Here is a 17596-nt window from a genome sequence, read left to right as displayed (position 1 = left end):
TTCCGGATCTTCCCTCAGACCTCGAACGTCACCGCCACCGGCACATGGTCGGACGGGCGCGCCCAGCTGCGCGCCTCGCGCAGCACGGTCATGGCGCGGGCGTGGGGGGCGAGCGACGCGCTGGTCCACACATGGTCGAGCCGGCGGCCCCGGTCGTTGGCTGTCCAGTCCGGCGAGCGGTAGCTCCACCAGGTGAACAGCTTTTCCTCTGGCGGCACGAATTTGCGCATCACATCCACCCAGGGGCCCGCCGCCTGAAAGCGTGTCATGCGCTCCACTTCGACCGGGGTATGGCTGACCACGCCGAGAAGCTGCTTGTGGCCCCAGACATCGGTTTCCAGCGGGGCGATATTGAGGTCGCCCACCAGCACCGCGTGCGCATCGGGATCGCGCGCCTGTTCCGGCAGCGTCGGCCAGTCGATCAGTTCGTCAAGGAAGGCGAGCTTGTGGGCAAACTTGGGGTTCAGCTCCGGGTCGGGAATATCTCCGCCGGCCGGCACATAGAAATTGTGCACCGTGAATGGCTTGGAGAGGCCAGCCGCCTTGCCGAGCGTGATCGCGACATGCCGCGCATCGCCCTTACCACAGAATTCGTGCTTGTCGATGGCCTCGAACGGCCGCTTGGAAAAGGTGGCGACGCCGTGCCAGCCCTTCTGCCCGTTCAGCGCAATATGGGGAAAGCCGAGGTCACGCACCGCCTTGAGCGGAAATTTGTCGTCCTGGCACTTGGTCTCTTGCAGGCAGAGCACGTCCGGCTTCAGCCGCTCGATCGCCTCGCGCACGATGTCCAGGCGGATGCGGATGGAATTGATGTTCCAGGTGCAGACGGTCAGGCTTTGGGGCAAGGCGACACCATGCGACGGGAGAGACGGCAGACTTAACGCGCCCATGGCCAAGGGCCAAGGAAGAACGGTTCGGTCCAAGGTCGAGGGCCCAAGTCGGGGGGCCAAGTCGGGGGGCCAAGGTCGAGGGGGTAGCGGGGGTAGTGAGGAGTTCCGACCTAGGGCGCAGCCATGCGCGACGCGTCGATACCGACCTGCGGCCATGACCAGATCAACCTTGCCACCGGCAAGTTCCCCCGCGATAACACGCAGCAATTTTCGAGCGAGGGAGGCTCCCATGTATCGCGACGTTCAGCTCCACATCAATGGCCAGTGGCGCGATGCCGAGGGGGGAAGGACCATCCCCGTGCTCAACCCCGCCACAGAAGAAGTGATCGGCACCGTCGCGTACGCCTCCCGCGCCGACCTCGACGAGGCGCTGGACGCCGCCGCCAAGGGCTTCAAGCTCTGGTCGAAGGTCTCCGCCTATGACCGCGCGAAGGTGATGCGCAAGGCCGCCGAGTTGGTGCGCGCGCGCGCAGCCGACATCGCGCCCCTCATGACCCTCGAACAGGGTAAGCCGGTCGGCGAAGCGAAGATGGAAACGCTCGCCGCCGCTGACATCATCGACTGGTTCGCCGGGGAGGCGCAGCGCGCCTACGGCCGCGTCGTGCCAGCGCGGGCTCCGGGCATTTATCAGCTGGTGATCAAGGAGCCGGTCGGCCCGGTCGCCGCCTTCACCCCCTGGAACTTCCCGATCAACCAGGTGGTGCGCAAGCTGTCGGCGGCGCTTGCCGCCGGCTGCTCGATCATCGTTAAGGCGCCGGAAGAGACCCCCTCTTCCCCCGCCGAACTGATCCGCGCCTTCCTCGACGCGGGCGTTCCGGCCGGCGTGATCGGCCTGGTCTACGGCGTCCCCGCAGAGATCAGCGAATATCTCATCCCCCATCCCGTGATCCGCAAGGTGACGTTCACCGGCTCCACCCCGGTGGGCAAGAAGCTGGCCGCCCTGGCCGGCCTCCACATGAAGCGCGCCACCATGGAACTGGGCGGGCACTCCCCGGTGATCGTGTTCGACGACGCCGACATCGACATGGCCGCCAAGCAGATCGCCGCCGCCAAGTTCCGCAATGCCGGTCAGGTGTGCGTCTCCCCCACCCGCTTCATGGTGCAGGAGAAGGCCTATGACCAGTTCGTGGATCGCTTCGTCGCCTATGCCAAGACGGTGAAGGTCGGCAACGGCCTTGAGGACGGCATCAACATGGGCCCGCTGGCCAACGAGCGCCGCATCCCCGCCATGGAAGCTCTGCTCGCCGACGCGCGGCAGAAGGGCGCCGAAGTGAAGACCGGCGGCGCGCGGATCGGCAACAAGGGCTATTTCTTCGAGCCCACCGTCGTCACCGGCGTCTCCCGCGACATGCGCATGATGAACGAGGAGCCGTTCGGCCCGCTCGCGATGATCTTTCCCTTCGCCGACTTCGACGAAGCGGTGAGCGAGGCCAACCGCCTGCCCTACGGGCTCGCCTCCTACGCCTATACCCGTTCGGCCAAGACGGCGAACGCCATCGCCGCCTCGGTGGAAGCCGGCATGATGACCATCAACCACCTCGGCCTCGCGCTGCCCGAAGTGCCGTTCGGCGGCGTGCGGGATTCCGGCTACGGCTCCGAGGGCGGCTCGGAAGCCATCGAAGCCTATCTCAACCCGAAGTTCGTCTCCCAGGCGGGCCTCTGAGAGCGTTCGCTTACGTCTAAGCGTTAAGTGCAATCACCCCCTCTCCCCGACGGGGAGAGGGTTAGGGTGAGGGGGTAATCCTCATCAATCCTGAGGTGTCGGAGCCCCCTCACCCGGCTGCTGCGCAGCCGACCTCTCCCCCTCGGGGCGAGGTGAAAACAGCCGACTGCAAGGCTTTGCGAGAAGCGGGCCGAGTGGAAAAGCGGCAGCCCTAACTCCCCGCAAACTAAAGCCTCACGCCGCCTTCGCCACCGCCGCCGCTTTCGCGGCGTGAAGCTCTTCGTGGCGTTCCATGGCGTAACGCACCAGAGCGGCGTAGCGGTAGAGGCCGTGGACGAACTTGCCGTAGGGCATGGTCAGGAAGAAGCCGAACACGAAGCCGAGATGTACCGCCAGCATGGTGCCCATGGCCGGCGTCGTCCGCAGGAACAGCAGTGCAAGGCCCGTCAGCGATGTGAAGAACAGCATGGCGAGGAAGGCGACATCCATGCCCTTGCGGCTCTCGTCCATCATGATGGGATCGCGCTTGGACTTGGCCAGCAGCAGCCCCGCCGGCCCGATCAGCAGGCCGATGCCGCCCAGCGTGCCCAGCACCACCGGCAGGTCCCACCAGGGATAGGGTGCGTGGCGGTTCAGCAGATAGGCATAGAGCGTCGCGACGCTGGTGGCCGCGAAGCACAGGCCGAAGCCATAGAACGTCATGTGATGATAGAGGCGCCGGTTGTCGGTGGGGCGCTCGTCCTCGTTCATGCAGCCGACGCCGCCGCCGTCGAGATAGCGCAGTTGCCCGGCATCCTTCATCGCCTGCCAGATGGAGAGCGTATCCGGCACCAGCGGCCCGCCCGCCGCCATGTCGCGCCAGAAGGCGCGCAGGCCCATGAACAGGGCGAAGATGGAATAGAGGAACACCGTCCCGAACAGTGCCACCATCGCGTTATGGGGCATGATTTTGTAGAACGCGCCCTCGCCCCGGTGGACGCCGAACATCACTGAGGGATCGTTCAGCGCCATGAAGCCGAACAGGAACGCGGCGACCGAGGCCACCACGATCAGCGTGATGGCGAGGCCGTTGCGCTTGAATGTGCCGGCCATGCTGCGCGGCCAAGCATAATCGGCGTAGCTGTCGTTGCGCACCTTCGCCAGCGTCTGGGGCACATTGACGTTGAACTCGTGCGGCGGGGAAAACTGGCAGTCGTAATAGCAGGCGCCGCAGGAATGGCAGAGATTGGCGAGATAGTTGAGATCGCCATCGGAAAAGGCGCGCCGCATCTCCATGGCGGGGAAGACCGCGCACAGCCCTTCGCAATAGCGACAGGAGTTGCAGACGGTCATGAGGCGCCCGGCCTCTTCGAGGGCCTCGGAGTGCGCGGACATATCAGGATTCCCTTTCGACGAGGGGTCTGTTGCATACGCTTGAAGACAGTCGTATGCGGCTTCTAGTGAGGCATTGATCAGTACGGCTTGGAGCAGGCCCGTGAACGACGAGCGGACCACGGCCGAAAACGAGGCGGAGCGGCAGATGCCGCCGGACAGCGGGCTTTCCCGCGCCCAATGGGTCTACGAGACCCTGCGCGACGGCATACGCGTCGGCACATGGCGACGTGGCGAGCGCATGCGGGAGGAAACCGTGGCGCGGGCGCTGGGCGTGAGCCGGACGCCGGTGCGCGAGGCGCTGTCCCGACTTCAGGCACGCGGTCTGCTGGAGGTCACGCTGCACGGCCTCGTGGTCTCGACCATCTCGCGCCCGCAGACCCTCGAACTTTACGCCATGCGCGAAGTGCTGGAAGGCTCGGCCGCGCGGTTCGCCGCCCAGCATGCCGCGCCCAGCGAGATCGCCAGCCTGAAGCAGCTCGGCGCCGCGTTCGCCGGCTCTTCCGGCGACCCGGCCCGGCTCGCCAGCCTCAACCGCCAGTTCCACGCGGCGATCCAGGATGCCGCCCACAATCGTTATGTCGTGCGGATGCTGGAGGAATTGAGCGATTCCCTCGCCTTGCTGCCGGGCACGACGTTTGAACTGCCCGAGCGGGGCCTTCTTGCGGTGGACGAACACGGCGCCATCGTCGCCGCCATCGAGCGCCGCGACCCGGACGCCGCCGAGCAGGCCGCCCGCATCCACATCCGCAACGCCCAAGCCGCCCGCCTGGAGCTGATGCAGCGGGCGGGGTGAGGGTCTTTGGGTGGACAAGAGCGCACACGATTGCCCCCTCCCGCCCCTTTCCCGCAAGAACGCACTGCTCAGCAGTGGTGCCATGCCCCCTCTCCCCGACGGGGAGAGGGTTGGGGTGAGGGGGGCAACCCTCTCCGTTCTGCACGTCAGGAGCCCCCTCACCCGTCTGCTTCGCAGCCGACCTCTCCCCCTCGGGGAGAGGTAAAAACAGTCGATTGCAAGCCCGACAGAAGCACCCTCAGTTGCGCGCACGGCGAGCGGCTCCCTCGCCTGCGCATTTGCCGAACACGCTACCGATGGTCATGCCGATGCCGGCGGCATAGCCGCGCCCGAGCACGTTGCCCGCCATGATCTCCCCTGCGGCGAACATATTGGTGGCGGGTCGGTCGTCGGCCATGATCATGCGGGCCTCGTTGTTCACCCGCACGCCGAGATAGGTGAAGGTGATCCCCGGCCGCACCGGATAGGCATAGAAGGGCGCGGTATCGATCGGGCGGGCCCAATGGGTCTTGGGCGGGGTGAGCCCTTCGGTCCGGCAATCGTCGAGCACTGTGTGGTCGAAGCTGCCGCCGGGAATGATGGCGGCGTTGAAGTCCGATACCGTCCCGGTAAATTTCTCGGCGTCCAGCCCGAGCTTCTGCGCCAGTTCGCCCAGCGTGGACGCGGTGATGGGCGGGTAGAGCGAGGGCATGAAGGAGGTGAGCGACTTGGCGTCGAACACGATGTACGAAATCTGGTCCGGCTGGTGCGCCACCAGGCGCCCCCAGATGGCGTAACGCTTGGGCCAGAAATCCTCGCCCTCGTCGTAGAAACGTTCCGCGTTCTTGTTCACGACAATGCCGAACACCACGCAGTCGAGGCGGGTGATGATCCCGCCATCAAACTTCGGCGCCCGGGCATCGATCGCCACCGCGTGGCACTGGGTGGGGTCGCCCACCTCTTTCACGCCCTTGTCCAGCAGCAAGCGCAGCATGGTGCCGCGGTTGTAGGGCGTCCCGCGGATCAGGAAGTTTTCCGCCGGCGGGCCCCAATATTCCTTCAGCCATTCGATGTTCGCCTCAAACCCGCCAGCCGCCGCCACCAGTGCGCCGGCATGGATGGTCTCGAACCCCTCGCCGCGCTTGACCTTCGCGGAGAGGAACATGCCGTGCTCGATGTCCAGATCGACCACTTCGGCGTCGTATTCCACCTCCACGCCGAGGCCCTCGGCCGTGAGGTAGAGCGCGTTCAGCATCGAACGCCCGCCGCCCAGGAAGAAGGAATTGGTCCGCCCCAGGCTCAGCGTACCGCCGAGCGATGGCTGGAAACGCACCCCCTGCTCGGCGATCCAGGTCAGCATGTCCTTGGACTTGGCGATCATGAACCGCGCCAACTCCTCGTCCGTGTGGCCCTGGGTCACGCGCTTCAGGTCGTCCCAGAACTCATCCTCGGTGTAGGGGCCGGTGAGGGTGTCGGTGGCATGGTCATGGGCGCAGCGCATGTTGCGGGTGTGGCGCGTGTTGCCGCCCCGGTAAAAGCGTGGCGCCGCCTCAAGTACCAGCACCGAAGCACCGTTTCGGCGCGCGCTGATGGCCGCGCACAAGGCGGCGTTGCCCCCGCCGATGACCAGCACATCCCACCGGCGTTCCGACGCCATCATGACCGCCCTCGATACGCAAAAGCGCAATGCATGCGCTTGTATGCAGAAAATTTGGAATGTTTCTCATGCTCCCCCCGATGCGCCCCGTCAAGCGATGACGCTGCGGGAGGGGGCGTGGATGTGCCCTCGATTTACGCTTCCCACCACGCCGGGGCGCACGTTATATAGTCGAGCTACATGACGAATATGGAGCTTGGCGCGTGACCATCGAAGCCCTCATCACCCTTCGCGGCGACAGCCTCTCCCCCGTGGGGCGGGAGCGCATCCGCCTGCTGGAGGCGGTGGCGCGCGAGGGCAGCATCACCGCCGGCGCCAAGGCGGTGGGCCTCACCTACAAGGCCGCGTGGGATGCGCTGGACGCCATGGCGAACCTGTTCGGCCAGCCGCTGCTGGAAACCCGCGCCGGGGGCAAGGCGGGCGGGGGCGCGCGCCTGACGCCGACCGGCCTGCGGGTGATCCGCGCCTTCGGCCGCCTCGAGGCTGAAATGACCCGGGTGATGCGCGCGGTGGAGCCGGACCTGGCCGGCACCGGCATATCCCCCCTCAACCTGATGTCTGGATTCCTCATGAAAACCAGCGCCCGCAACGCGCTGCGCGGCACCATCACCGCCATTACGCTGGACGCCCTGATGGCGGAAGTCGCCGTGAAGGTGTCGGAGGAGACCGTCATTCACGCCCTGGTCACCCGCGAGAGCGTGCGCGAACTCGGGCTGTGCGAGGGCCGCGAGGCCGTGGTGCTGGTGAAGGCCCCGTTCGTGGTGATCGCACCGGGCGACATCCCGCCCCGCGTTTCCGCGCGCAATTGCCTGCGCGGCACGATCCAGCGGGTGGAGGCCAGCACGGTCAGCGCCGAGATCGTGTTGGACATCGGCGGCGGCAAGACCCTGGCCGCCACCATCACCGCCCACAGCGCCGAGGCCCTCGGCCTAGCGCCCGGCAAGCCCGCCTTCGCTCTGATCGAGGCGGCGCACATCATTCTCGCCATCGACTGAAGGGACCACAGAGATGAAGACCATGAAGCTAATGGCGACGGCGCTTGCCCTCGCCTTCGCCGCGCTGGTTTCAGGCCAAGCCTCCGCCGCGCAGACCAATGTGGCGGTCGCCGCCAACTTCACCGAGGCGGCCAAGGAAATCGCCGCCGCGTTCAAGGCCAAGACCGGGCACGAGGCGATCCTCAGCTTCGGCGCGTCGGGCCAGTTCTACACCCAGATCACCCAGGACGCGCCGTTCCAGATCATGCTGTCCGCCGATGACGAGCGGCCCAAGAAGCTGGTTGAAGACGGCCTGGCCGTGGCGGATTCGCGCTTCACCTACGCCATCGGCAAGCTGGTGCTGTGGAGCAAGACCGACGGCTTCGTGAAGGGAGAGGAAACGCTGAAGGCCGGCGCCTTCGCCAAGCTTTCCATCGCCAATCCCACCGCCGCCCCCTATGGTGCCGCCGCCATCGAGACGCTCAAGGCGCTGAAGATCTACGACACGCTCCAGCCCAAGATCGTCCAGGGCAACAGCATCGCCCAGGCGTTCCAGTTTGTGGACACCGGCAATGCGGAACTCGGCTTCGTCGCCCTCTCGCAGGTCATCAACGTGCCGGCCGGCTCGCGCTGGATGGTGCCGCAGGACCTCTACACCCCCATCCGCCAGGACGCGGTTCTGCTGAAGAAGGGCGCCGACAATGAAGCGGCCAAGGCGTTCATGGCCTTCCTGAAGGGTCCCGAAGCCCGCGCAGTCATCGAGAAGTTCGGCTACGCTTTCGGCTCATGAGCTGAGGGCGGATGAACCTTCTTCTCGCCGATATGTGGCAGCCGATCCGACTCACGCTGGAATTGGCTGCCATCACCACGGTGCTCATGCTGGTGGTCGGCACGCCGATCGCCTGGTGGCTGTCGCGCTCGCGCGCCTGGTGGAAGGAGGGGGTGGCGACCGTGGTCGCCCTGCCCCTCGTGCTGCCGCCCACCGTGCTCGGCTTCTATCTTCTGGTGGCGCTCGGGCCAAATGCGCTCGGGGGGCTGATCGGCCCGCTTGTCGGCTTGCGGACCCTCGCCTTCACCTTCGAGGGGTTGGTGATCGGCTCGGTGATCTATTCCATGCCGTTCGTCGTCCAACCGATCCGCAACGCCTTCGACGCAATGGGCGAGCGGCCGATGGAGGTGGCGGCGACATTACGCGCATCGCCGCTCCGGGCGTTCTGGACAGTGGCGGTGCCGCTTGCCCGCCCCGGCTTCCTTACCGGCGCAGTGCTCGGCTTCGCACACACCGTCGGCGAGTTCGGCGTGGTGCTGATGATCGGGGGAAACATCCCCGGCGAGACCAAGGTGCTCTCGGTAGCGATTTTCGATTTCGTCGAGACCTCGCAATGGCGCGAAGCCCACATCCTCGCCGCCGGCATGGTGGTGTTCGCCTTCAGCGTCATCCTGTCCATGATGCTGATCGAGAAGCGTGCGGCGCGGGCGGGCACATGAGCGACCAACAATGAGTAGCGACAAAGCCACGATCCGGGCTGCGTTCAAGGGGCGTCTCGGCGGCTTTTCGCTGGCTGCCGACTTCACCGTGCCGGCGCGGGGTGTCACGGCGCTGTTCGGGCCGTCCGGCTGCGGGAAGACGACGGTCCTGCGCTGCATCGCCGGCCTGACGCGGCTGGAGGGCATCTGCGTCGTGGACGGCGACGTCTGGCAGGACGGCACGCATTGCCGGCCGGTCCATAAACGGCCCGTGGGCTATGTCTTCCAGGAAGCGAGCCTGTTTCCCCACCTCTCGGTGCGGGCAAACCTCGCTTATGGCATGCGCGGTGCCGCCGAAGGCGGCAGCGACTTCGCGGAGATTACCGCGCTGCTCGGACTTTCCGCGCTGCTGGACCGCTCACCGCGCCATCTCTCCGGCGGCGAGCGCCAGCGCGTCGCGGTCGGCCGCGCTTTGCTGTCCCGGCCGCGCCTGCTGCTGATGGACGAGCCGCTATCCGCGCTTGACCGGAACACCAAGGATGAAATCCTGCCGTTTCTCGAACGGCTCCACGCCACGCTGGCGCTGCCGGTCATCTATGTCAGCCACGATATGTCGGAGGTGGAGCGCCTCGCCGATCATCTGGTGCTTATGGACGCCGGGCGGGTGCGCGCCAGCGGACCGCTGCGCCTACTTCAGAGCGATCCCGCATTGCCACTCGCCGCTGCGCGGGAGGCAAGCGTGAGCTTCGACGCCGTGGTGGAGAGCTACGATGCCGCCTACGGGCTGCTCTCGCTGACGGTCCCCGGCGCCCGCTTCCTCGTGCCGGCACCGGCTGAGAAGATCGGCATGCGGCGGCGACTCAGCGTCATGGCGGGTGATATCAGCCTGGCCGTCGCGCCGCCGTCCGCCAGCACGATCCTGAACGTCCTGCCCGCGCGCATCCTCTCCGCCACCGCCCTGCGGGAGCAGGAGATGACGGTGGTTCTGGGCCTCGGCGCCGACGGCGCTGGCGAGCACCTGCTGGCGCGGATCACGCGCCGCTCCTGGGAGCAGCTCGCCCTTGCCGAAGGCATGGGCGTCTACGCCCAGGTGAAGGGCGTGGCGCTGACGCCGGCCTTCGCCGGCTGACCGCGCCCCTCAGGAGGTAACGGACTCAGCTAAGAACTTCGCCGTCGGGGTGCTTCTCGAAATAGGCGATATCGACGTCGCGCGGCTTCCAGTCCGCATTGCCGCGCCATTCTTTGGTGCGCGTCGCCATGTCGGAGCCGTAGCGCACGCGGAACAGCAGCGTGCGCTCGGAGCCGTTCTCATACTCATGAAGTTCGCCCGCGGGGTGCACGACGAACGAGCCGGGGGTGACGTCGATCACCTTGCCGGGAATCTTCATCTTGCCGCCGCCCTCGAAGCAGAAATAAATCTCGGTGCAGAAGGGATGCGAATGGTGCGGGCTCACCTGTCCCGGCTCCCAGCAGGCGATCGTGACATCGCCGTCATCGACCCGGCCCAGGATGTTCTCGATATGCTTCTTGGGATCGAACGTTTTCTCCGCCTGAAGGCTGAAGGCGAGCATCTGGCTTCTCCCATACTGATATTTTTCGATCGTACAAAGATCGCGGGCGCGACGTTAGCCGCGACGGGCGCGCGACGCCACATGCTGCGCATATCCAAATCGATTTTACAGGCTCCAGCGTAGCCCTTGCTGAGAGGGTATTTCGCAATCTCTTGATTCCACACGAAATTACCGCACCCCGTTGCATTATCCATGATAGAACAAAATAGGAACATAGGTGATCGATGGATGAAGCCCTCGTCAAGAAACTGCGGATTCTCGCTGACGCGGCGAAATACGACGTCTCCTGCGCATCCTCGGGCGCGAAGCGACGCGGGAGCGAAAAGTCATCGGACGGCAAGGCTGGGATCGGCTCGACCACCGGGGCCGGAATCTGCCATGCCTACACGCCGGATGGACGCTGCATATCGCTGCTGAAAATCCTGCTGACCAATTATTGCCTGTTCGATTGCGCCTATTGCATCAATCGGCGCTCCTCGAATGTCGCACGCGCTCGCTTCCGGACCGAAGATGTCGTGACGCTGACGATTGAGTTCTACAAACGCAATTATATCGAGGGCCTCTTCCTGTCGTCCGGCATCATCAAGACGCCCGACTACACCATGGAGCAGCTCATTCTGGTGGCGAAGACGTTGCGCCAGGTGCATGGATTTCGCGGCTACATCCATCTCAAGACCATACCGGAGGCGGACCCGTGGCTGATCGAGCAGGCCGGCCTTTGGGCCGACCGGTTGTCGATCAACATCGAATTGCCGACCGTGACGGGGCTGGAGCGCCTTGCGCCGGAAAAGAGCCGGCCCACCATCGCCGCCGCCATGGGGCAGATGCACGAGCGGATCGTCGAGGCCCGCGAGGAGCGCCGGCGTTTCGCCCCGGCGGGCCAAAGCACGCAGATGATCGTCGGCGCGGATGACGCTTCCGATGCAAAAGTGCTTGAGACCAGCGCGATGCTGTATCGCAGCTTCGCGATGAAGCGAGTGTATTACTCCGCCTTCAGCCCGATTCCCGAGGCGAGCGTCCACTTACCGCTCAAGCCGCCGCCGCTCCAGCGGGAAAACCGGCTTTACCAGGCAGACTGGCTGCTGCGTTATTACGGCTTCTCGGTGGATGAAATCGCAGCCGGCGGCGAGGATGGGATGCTCTCCCTGGATATCGACCCCAAGCTCGCCTGGGCGCTGAAGAACCGGCATCGATTTCCGGTCGACATCAACACCGCCGATCGGGAGATGCTGCTGCGGGTGCCCGGTCTTGGCACCCGCGCCATCGACAAAATCATCAGCGCACGCCGCCATGTGACGCTTCGGCTGGAGGATGTGGCGCGGCTGACCGCCGGCCTGCGGCGCGCGCGCCCATTCCTGATTGCCACCGACCATAGCCCCGCCCGTCTCACCGACCGGCAGGACCTGAAGCAATTGCTGGTCGCGCCGGCCACCCAGTTGAGCCTGTTCTGATGACGACGCGGCGCATGTCCCTGGCGCCCGGCGCCGATCAGGCGGGCTTTCGGCGCGCCGTCCGAAGGCTCATCGCCGCGCAAGTGCTGCCCGATGATGTGATCTGGGACGCCGGCACGCCCGAACTCTTCGGCGGCGCGATGGATGAGGACGGCCCGCCGGTCTCCTTGCCGCGCGCGATGGCCGCGCTGATCGAAGCCATCGTCTGCCATAGCGATCCCGAACGATATGCCCTGCTGTATCGGCTGATCTGGCGGACCCTGCACGGCGAACGGGCGTTGCTGGAGACCGCCAGCGACCCGCTGGTTCACCGGCTGTCATTGATGCGCAAATCGGTGGCGCGCGACCTGCACAAGATGCACGCCTTTCTGCGGTTTCGACGCGCCGACACCGCCGATGGCAGCGAGCGGTTCGTCGCCTGGTTCGAGCCGGACCATTTCATCGTCGAAGCCGCAGCGCCGTTTTTTGTCGAGCGGTTTGGTGCCCTGGTCTGGTCGATACTCACGCCCTTCGGGTCGCTGCACTGGGATGGCGCGGAACTGGTCGTCGGACCCGCCGGCGACCGGGAGGCGGTTCCCGAGGCCGATCCCTTCGAGGCCGGCTGGCTCGGGTATTATGAGAGCACCTTCAATCCGGCGCGCCTCAACACCAATGCCATGCGCGCCGAAATGCCCAAGAAATACTGGCACGCGATGCCGGAGACGGCGGCGATACCGGGATTGATCCGATCCGCCCAGACCCGCGTTGAAGGCATGATGAACAAGGAGGCCGCCCTGCCGCTCAAGCTCAACCCTGCGAAGGCCGTCGCCGCCATGGCGGATCAGGCGCCGCAAAGCCTGGAGGCGCTCAACCGCATCATAGCGGCGAGCGATCCGTTCGTGACGGGCGGGGCGCGCGCGGTTCTCGGCGAAGGGCAGATGGCGCCGGACATCGCCTTCGTCGGCGAGCAGCCGGGGGACCAGGAAGATGTGCTGGGCCGGCCCTTTGTCGGCCCGGCCGGCGAAGTGCTGAACCGGGCGATGCAGGAGGCCGGCATCGCGCGCGATAAAACCTACCTGACCAATGCGGTGAAGCATTTCAAGTTCGAGCAGCGCGGCAAGCGGCGCATTCATCAGAAGCCCACCGCCGGCGAGGTCAAGCATTACCGCTGGTGGCTGATGAAGGAGCTGGAATTCGTCCGGCCCCGGCTGATCGTTGCGCTCGGCGGCACGGCGGTTCTCGCCCTTGCCGGCAAGGCGGTGCCGATCACCAAGGCGCGCGGGGAAACGCGGTTCGGGGATTGGGACGGATACATCACCGTCCACCCCGCCTATATGCTTCGCCTGCCAAGCGAGACGGACCGGGCGGCGGCCTATGCGGCATTCGTGGATGATCTGCGAAAGAGCCGCGCGATCGTGCACGCTGGCGCATGACCCACGCCGGGGTCTGACCGCCCCACTCAGTTGGTGGCCGTCAACAGTCCGCGGGTGAATTCGATAAAGGCGCGGGCGTGGGGCCGCACGATCTGGCGGTGGGGGATCACCGCGTGGATGTTCTTGGGCCGAGGCTCCAGGCGCGGCAGCACGCGCAGAAGGCGGCCGCTTTTCAGATCCTCCGCCACATGGAAATGATAGAAGGCGCCGATCCCCGCCCCGCCCAGACACGCCTGGCGCAAGAGCTCCCCGCTGTCGGAGAGCAGGCGGAAGGGAATATTGACGAGCTGCCCCACAGCGCCGTCCTGCAGCGTCCAGCCTTCCGCCAGTTCGGAAAAGCGCCCCGAGAGGCAGTCGTGGCCGAGAAGGTCCCGCGCCGAGGCCGGATCACCGCGCAGCTCGATATAGGCGGGGGAGGCACACAGCGTGAGGCGGCACTGGGCGAGCACCGCATGGGTCAGCTTCGAGGTCGGCTCCTCGTCGAGCACGATGGCGACATCGATGCGGTTGCGAATCAGGTCGGGGGTCGCGCTGGACACCAGGATATCCACCGTGATGCCCGGATGCTCGCGCAGGAAATGGTGGATGTTCGGGCCGAGCACCGCATTGGAGAAGGACGGCGGGGCTGTGACCCTGAGATGCCCGTTCAATTCCTTCTCGGCGATCATCACAGCCGTGGCGCTGTCGATCTGCGCGAGAATGGCGAGGCACTGCTCGTAGAAGCGCGCGCCGCCGTCGGTCACGCTGAGCCGCCGCGTGGTCCGATGCACCAGAGCGACGTTGACGGCGCCTTCCAGCAACTGGATCTGCTTGGTCACGGTGGAGGCAGCGAGCCGCAACTGGCGCGCCGCCGAGGAGAAGCTCTGCGTCTCCACCACCGCGACGAAACAGCGAAGCGAGAGCACGCTCGCGCCATCCAGCATTCCGTGGGGCAGGGTCGCCATCAGGTCAGGTTTCCATTATCGACGATCTGGAAACAGTATTTTCGGTTTATTCCGGATTATCAACAGCGACGGTCCGGACCATGATCATTCTCAAGACGGCGGCACCTCTCGGGGGCCAGACCGTCACGGGATGGAAACGATCATGGATTCAGCTCGCAATGCGCCTTGGGGCGCAGCCTTCGCGCATGCGCCTTCAGTCCATCCCGGACGGGATGCGGCCGCCTCATCACATCCACCGCAAGACACGCTGCCCGGCCGCTCCGCGCGCCATGGCACACCCCGTTCCTCGGCCGGCATAGCCGCATAGCGCGGCTCACGCCGCGCATGCTTTTGCCCGCCCGCCGCACCAAGCCTTGAGTTGGGTTCACACATGACCTTGATCACCATGTCCTTCGACAACGGCCCGGACCCCGACACCACTCCTGTTGTGCTCGATACGCTGAGCCGGCACGACATTCGCTCCACCTTCTTCGTGCTGGGCGACAAGCTGCGCGATCGCCGGAGCGTCGCCGAGCGGGCGCATGGCGAGGGCCATTGGATCGGCAACCACACGTTCAATCACATGGTGCCGCTGGGCATGAGTTCGATCGAGGGCATCTCCACCTCCGAGATCGCGCGCACCCAGAAGCTGATCGGCGACCTCGCGCACGAGCGGCGGTTCTTCCGCCCGTTCGGCGGCGGCGGGGTTCTGGACGGGCGGCTGCTCAACAAGGAAGCCCTGAAATATCTCATGGACGGAGGCTATACCTGCGTCCTGTGGAACGTCATTCCCGAGGATTGGGTCTATCCCCAGGGCTGGGTAGACCGGGCCCTGGACCTGTGCTTCCAGCGCGAGCACGCGCTGATCGTGCTCCACGACTTGCCCACCGGGGCCATGGCGGACCTCGACCGGTTCATTCGCGCCGCCAAGGATCGCGGCGCGGTGTTCCAGCAGGATTTCCCGCGCGAATGCGTGCCGCTGGAACGCGGCAAGCTGGTGGCGCCCATTGAATCCTACGTCATCGACGCGAGCTCCTGATGCGCGCGCCCGATACCCCAGCCTCCCCCGTGCTCCATGTGCTCGATGTTGGCGTCGCCTTCGGCGGCGTGCGCGCGCTGAACGGCGTGAGCTGCGTGGTGAATGACGGCGAATTGTGCGGCCTGGTCGGCCCCAACGGCGCCGGCAAGACCACCCTCTTTAACTGCATCACCCGGCTTTATTCCGTGTCCCAGGGCGAAATCCGGTTTCTCGGCAAGGACATCACCAGCGTGCGCAAGCGCGAGGTGGTGGGGCTCGGCATCGCCAGGACGTTCCAGAATCTCGGTGTGTACGGGCAGATGAGCGTGCTGGATAACATTCTGGTCGGCATGCACCATGCGCGCACGGTCGGCTTCTTCACGCCGCTCATCAATCCCGCCCGCACCCAGGCGGAGGAACGCCGCGCCATCGACTGGTGCCGCGAGATCCTGCGCGAACTCAATCTCGACCATCTCGCCCACCACAAGGCCAGCGACCTGCCCTATGGCACGCTGAAGCGCCTGGAGGTGGCCCGTGCGCTGGCCGCCAAGCCCCGGCTGCTGCTGCTCGACGAGCCGGCCGCCGGCCTGACACAGGGCGAGGTGCTCGCCTTCGGTGACATGCTGCTGCGGGTGAAGGAGCGGTTCGCGCTCACGGTCCTGCTGGTCGAGCACAATATGCGGCTCGTCATGCGTTTGTGCGAACGCATCGTCGTGCTGCACCTCGGCTCGAAGCTCGCGGAGGGAACGCCCGCGCAGATCCAGGGCAACGCTCAGGTGGTGGCGGCCTATCTCGGCGGGGCGGTGAAATGACATCCCTTCAAGATAACACGCTTCAAGTCACGTCCCTTTGCGCCGGTTATGGCGCCCATCATATCGTCCGCGACATCAATATCAGCGTCGGCGAAGGCGAGATCGTCGCGCTGCTGGGCGCGAACGGCGCCGGCAAGACCACGACGCTGCGCGCCATCTCCGGCGCGCTCAGGCACACCGGCGCCATCACCCTGCGCGGAAAAGACATCTCCTCGGTCAGCGCGGCGAAGCGGGTGGCGCTGGGCTTGGCCCATGTCCCGCAGGGGCGCGGCACGTTTGTGGACTTCACGGTGGAGGAGAACCTGCGGCTCGGTGCCTACACGGTCGCGTCCAAGGCGCGGATCGACGAGGACATCGCCTATTGGTTCTCCGCCTTCCCGCGCCTCGGCGAGCGCAAGGGCCAGTTCGCCGGCAGCCTCTCCGGCGGCGAACAGCAGATGCTGGCGATCGCCCGCGCCATGATGACGAGACCCCAGGTGCTGATGTGCGATGAACCCTCCCTCGGGCTCGCCCCGGCCATCACCGCCGACCTGTTCGCCCTGCTGCGGGATCTCGCCGCCGAGCGCGGCACGGCGATCCTGATCGTCGAGCAGAACGCCCACCTCACCCTTGAGATCGCCGCCCGCGCCTATGTGCTGGAGCATGGCGAGATCGAGATCGAAGGCAGCGCCGCCGAGCTGAGCCAGAATTCCGTGGTCCAGCACGCCTATCTGGGGATCGAGGCATGACACTCATCCTGCAGCAAATGGTCGAGGGCCTCGCCTCCGGCACCATCTATGCGGCGCTCGCTTTGGCCCTGGTGCTGATCCACCGCGCCACCCGCATCGTCAATTTCGCCCAAGGCGAGATCGCGACCTTCTCGGTCTATATCTGCTGGCAGATGATGGCGTGGGGCGTGCCGCTCTACCTCGCCCTTGCCCTCACGGCGGTGGTGTCCTTCGTGATCGGCGCGGTGGTGTTCCGCCTCGTCATCCGGCCGATCGTCAGCGCGCCGCAGGAAACCATCGTGGTGTCCTGCATCGGCTTGTTCATCGCCTTCCAGGCGCTTTGCCTGTGGATCTGGGGATCGGACAATTTCCAGTTCCCGCGCCTGTTCTCCAACACCATCTGGACCATCGGCGGGGTGCGGATCAGCGCCAACAATGTCGGCATGCTCGCGACCCTGGCGGTGCTCGCACTAGTCCTGGTGCTGGTGTTCCGCCTGACGCGCATCGGCCTTGCCATGCGGGCCGCCGCCGCCGAGCGCGAAAAGAGCCCGTATGTCGGCATCGAGGTCGAGACCATGCTGATGTTCGGCTGGGGGCTCGCCGCTGTGTTCGGCTTCATTGCGGCGGTGCTGGCCGCGCCGTCGCTGTTCCTCAGCCCCACGATGATGCTGTCGGTGATCATCTATGCGCTCGCCGCCGCGACGCTCGGCGGCTGGGACAGTCCGGCGGGCGCGATCATCGGCGGGCTGATTGTCGGCGTCGCCGAGAGCGTGGGCACGACGCTGATCAAGTTCATCGGAGCGGAACTGCGGCTCGCCATCCCCTTCCTGCTCATCACCCTGATCCTGTTCATCCGTCCGCAAGGCCTGTTCGGCCGGTCCGGCACGACGAGAGTGTGAAGCATC

The 17596-nt window shown here is 65.8% G+C and carries 17 protein-coding genes; 12 read left to right on the top strand and 5 right to left on the bottom strand.

The features are described from left to right. Window positions 1-14: 14 nt before the first annotated feature. The gene (locus tag ADADO0_RS06390) at window positions 15-890 is read right to left on the bottom strand and encodes an exodeoxyribonuclease III (protein ID WP_511304276.1); all 876 of its coding nucleotides are present in this window, start codon (window positions 888-890) and stop codon (window positions 15-17) included. 229 nt (window positions 891-1119) lie between these two features. Here ADADO0_RS06390 and ADADO0_RS06385 point away from each other — a divergent pair, with 229 nt between their 5' ends. Next, window positions 1120-2553, top strand: coding sequence for an NAD-dependent succinate-semialdehyde dehydrogenase (locus ADADO0_RS06385; RefSeq protein ID WP_511304275.1), 1434 nt, complete (start codon window positions 1120-1122; stop codon window positions 2551-2553). A 234-nt stretch (window positions 2554-2787) separates the two neighbouring features. Here ADADO0_RS06385 and tcuB read toward each other — a convergent pair whose 3' ends face one another. Next, the gene (gene tcuB / locus ADADO0_RS06380; RefSeq protein ID WP_511304274.1) at window positions 2788-3927 is read right to left on the bottom strand and encodes a tricarballylate utilization 4Fe-4S protein TcuB; all 1140 of its coding nucleotides are present in this window, start codon (window positions 3925-3927) and stop codon (window positions 2788-2790) included. Between the two features lie 100 nt (window positions 3928-4027). Between tcuB and ADADO0_RS06375 the strand changes: the two genes are divergently transcribed. Further along, window positions 4028-4720: a GntR family transcriptional regulator gene (locus ADADO0_RS06375; RefSeq protein WP_511304273.1), complete on the top strand. Its 693-nt coding sequence runs from the start codon at window positions 4028-4030 to the stop codon at window positions 4718-4720. Between the two features lie 238 nt (window positions 4721-4958). Here the strand turns inward: ADADO0_RS06375 and tcuA are convergent, their stop codons facing one another. Further along, window positions 4959-6359, bottom strand: a complete 1401-nt coding sequence (gene tcuA, locus ADADO0_RS06370; RefSeq protein WP_511304272.1) for an FAD-dependent tricarballylate dehydrogenase TcuA — start codon at window positions 6357-6359, stop codon at window positions 4959-4961. A 200-nt stretch (window positions 6360-6559) separates the two neighbouring features. Here tcuA and ADADO0_RS06365 point away from each other — a divergent pair, with 200 nt between their 5' ends. From ADADO0_RS06365 to modC, 4 genes are read left to right on the top strand one after another with little or no spacing between them, the layout of a single operon-like run. Continuing rightward, window positions 6560-7351, top strand: a complete 792-nt coding sequence (locus ADADO0_RS06365; RefSeq protein WP_511304271.1) for a TOBE domain-containing protein — start codon at window positions 6560-6562, stop codon at window positions 7349-7351. 22 nt (window positions 7352-7373) lie between these two features. Continuing rightward, window positions 7374-8120 carry a molybdate ABC transporter substrate-binding protein gene (gene modA / locus ADADO0_RS06360; RefSeq protein ID WP_511304406.1) on the top strand — a complete coding sequence of 249 codons (747 nt, stop codon included), beginning with the start codon at window positions 7374-7376 and terminating at the stop codon, window positions 8118-8120. 11 nt (window positions 8121-8131) lie between these two features. Next, on the top strand, window positions 8132-8818 hold the full coding sequence (gene modB / locus ADADO0_RS06355; RefSeq protein WP_511304270.1) for a molybdate ABC transporter permease subunit: 687 nt from the start codon (window positions 8132-8134) through the stop codon (window positions 8816-8818). Between the two features lie 10 nt (window positions 8819-8828). Then, a complete protein-coding gene (gene modC / locus ADADO0_RS06350) occupies window positions 8829-9926 on the top strand; it encodes a molybdenum ABC transporter ATP-binding protein (RefSeq protein ID WP_511304269.1) in 1098 nt (365 codons plus the stop codon). A gap of 25 nt (window positions 9927-9951) precedes the next feature. On the opposite strand, the gene ADADO0_RS06345 is transcribed toward modC, so the two are convergent. Continuing rightward, complete coding sequence (locus tag ADADO0_RS06345; protein ID WP_511304268.1) at window positions 9952-10368, bottom strand: cupin domain-containing protein; 417 nt, start codon at window positions 10366-10368, stop codon at window positions 9952-9954. 224 nt (window positions 10369-10592) lie between these two features. Between ADADO0_RS06345 and ADADO0_RS06340 the strand changes: the two genes are divergently transcribed. Further along, window positions 10593-11819 carry a putative DNA modification/repair radical SAM protein gene (locus tag ADADO0_RS06340; protein WP_511304267.1) on the top strand — a complete coding sequence of 409 codons (1227 nt, stop codon included), beginning with the start codon at window positions 10593-10595 and terminating at the stop codon, window positions 11817-11819. After that, window positions 11819-13231, top strand: a complete 1413-nt coding sequence (locus tag ADADO0_RS06335) for a UdgX family uracil-DNA binding protein (protein WP_511304266.1) — start codon at window positions 11819-11821, stop codon at window positions 13229-13231. The genes ADADO0_RS06340 and ADADO0_RS06335 overlap by 1 nt, the downstream gene beginning before the upstream one ends. Window positions 13232-13257: 26 nt before the next feature. Here ADADO0_RS06335 and ADADO0_RS06330 read toward each other — a convergent pair whose 3' ends face one another. After that, on the bottom strand, window positions 13258-14175 hold the full coding sequence (locus tag ADADO0_RS06330; protein ID WP_511304265.1) for a LysR family transcriptional regulator: 918 nt from the start codon (window positions 14173-14175) through the stop codon (window positions 13258-13260). 370 nt (window positions 14176-14545) lie between these two features. Here ADADO0_RS06330 and ADADO0_RS06325 point away from each other — a divergent pair, with 370 nt between their 5' ends. Genes ADADO0_RS06325 through ADADO0_RS06310 form a run of 4 tightly spaced genes read left to right on the top strand, consistent with a single transcriptional unit; the run spans window position 14546 to window position 17590 of the window. Further along, entirely contained in the window at window positions 14546-15193 is a 648-nt protein-coding gene (locus tag ADADO0_RS06325) for a polysaccharide deacetylase family protein (RefSeq protein ID WP_511304264.1), read from the top strand. Then, window positions 15193-15984: an ABC transporter ATP-binding protein gene (locus tag ADADO0_RS06320; RefSeq protein WP_511304263.1), complete on the top strand. Its 792-nt coding sequence runs from the start codon at window positions 15193-15195 to the stop codon at window positions 15982-15984. The genes ADADO0_RS06325 and ADADO0_RS06320 overlap by 1 nt, the downstream gene beginning before the upstream one ends. Beyond that, window positions 15981-16712, top strand: a complete 732-nt coding sequence (locus ADADO0_RS06315) for an ABC transporter ATP-binding protein (RefSeq protein ID WP_511304262.1) — start codon at window positions 15981-15983, stop codon at window positions 16710-16712. Before ADADO0_RS06320 ends, ADADO0_RS06315 begins: the two co-directional genes overlap by 4 nt. Beyond that, window positions 16709-17590 (top strand): branched-chain amino acid ABC transporter permease, encoded by an 882-nt coding sequence (locus ADADO0_RS06310; RefSeq protein WP_511304261.1) that lies wholly within the window; start codon window positions 16709-16711, stop codon window positions 17588-17590. The genes ADADO0_RS06315 and ADADO0_RS06310 overlap by 4 nt, the downstream gene beginning before the upstream one ends. Window positions 17591-17596: the final 6 nt, after the last annotated feature.

Source organism: Aquabacter sp. (assembly GCF_965279295.1).
In the GTDB taxonomy this organism is placed as follows: domain Bacteria; phylum Pseudomonadota; class Alphaproteobacteria; order Rhizobiales; family Xanthobacteraceae; genus Aquabacter.
Note: the sequence above shows the minus strand (reverse complement) of the source record. Positions and strands in the feature narration are given on the sequence as shown.

Coding starts and splice junctions, on each gene's coding strand:
- ADADO0_RS06390 (WP_511304276.1), bottom strand. CDS start 890: ATGGGCGCGTTAAGTCTGCCGTCTCTCCCGTCGCATGGTGTCGCCTTG.
- ADADO0_RS06385 (WP_511304275.1), top strand. CDS start 1,120: ATGTATCGCGACGTTCAGCTCCACATCAATGGCCAGTGGCGCGATGCC.
- tcuB (WP_511304274.1), bottom strand. CDS start 3,927: ATGTCCGCGCACTCCGAGGCCCTCGAAGAGGCCGGGCGCCTCATGACC.
- tcuA (WP_511304272.1), bottom strand. CDS start 6,359: ATGATGGCGTCGGAACGCCGGTGGGATGTGCTGGTCATCGGCGGGGGC.
- modA (WP_511304406.1), top strand. CDS start 7,374: ATGAAGCTAATGGCGACGGCGCTTGCCCTCGCCTTCGCCGCGCTGGTT.
- modB (WP_511304270.1), top strand. CDS start 8,132: ATGAACCTTCTTCTCGCCGATATGTGGCAGCCGATCCGACTCACGCTG.
- modC (WP_511304269.1), top strand. CDS start 8,829: ATGAGTAGCGACAAAGCCACGATCCGGGCTGCGTTCAAGGGGCGTCTC.
- ADADO0_RS06345 (WP_511304268.1), bottom strand. CDS start 10,368: ATGCTCGCCTTCAGCCTTCAGGCGGAGAAAACGTTCGATCCCAAGAAG.
- ADADO0_RS06340 (WP_511304267.1), top strand. CDS start 10,593: ATGGATGAAGCCCTCGTCAAGAAACTGCGGATTCTCGCTGACGCGGCG.
- ADADO0_RS06335 (WP_511304266.1), top strand. CDS start 11,819: ATGACGACGCGGCGCATGTCCCTGGCGCCCGGCGCCGATCAGGCGGGC.
- ADADO0_RS06330 (WP_511304265.1), bottom strand. CDS start 14,175: ATGGCGACCCTGCCCCACGGAATGCTGGATGGCGCGAGCGTGCTCTCG.
- ADADO0_RS06325 (WP_511304264.1), top strand. CDS start 14,546: ATGACCTTGATCACCATGTCCTTCGACAACGGCCCGGACCCCGACACC.
- ADADO0_RS06320 (WP_511304263.1), top strand. CDS start 15,193: ATGCGCGCGCCCGATACCCCAGCCTCCCCCGTGCTCCATGTGCTCGAT.
- ADADO0_RS06315 (WP_511304262.1), top strand. CDS start 15,981: ATGACATCCCTTCAAGATAACACGCTTCAAGTCACGTCCCTTTGCGCC.
- ADADO0_RS06310 (WP_511304261.1), top strand. CDS start 16,709: ATGACACTCATCCTGCAGCAAATGGTCGAGGGCCTCGCCTCCGGCACC.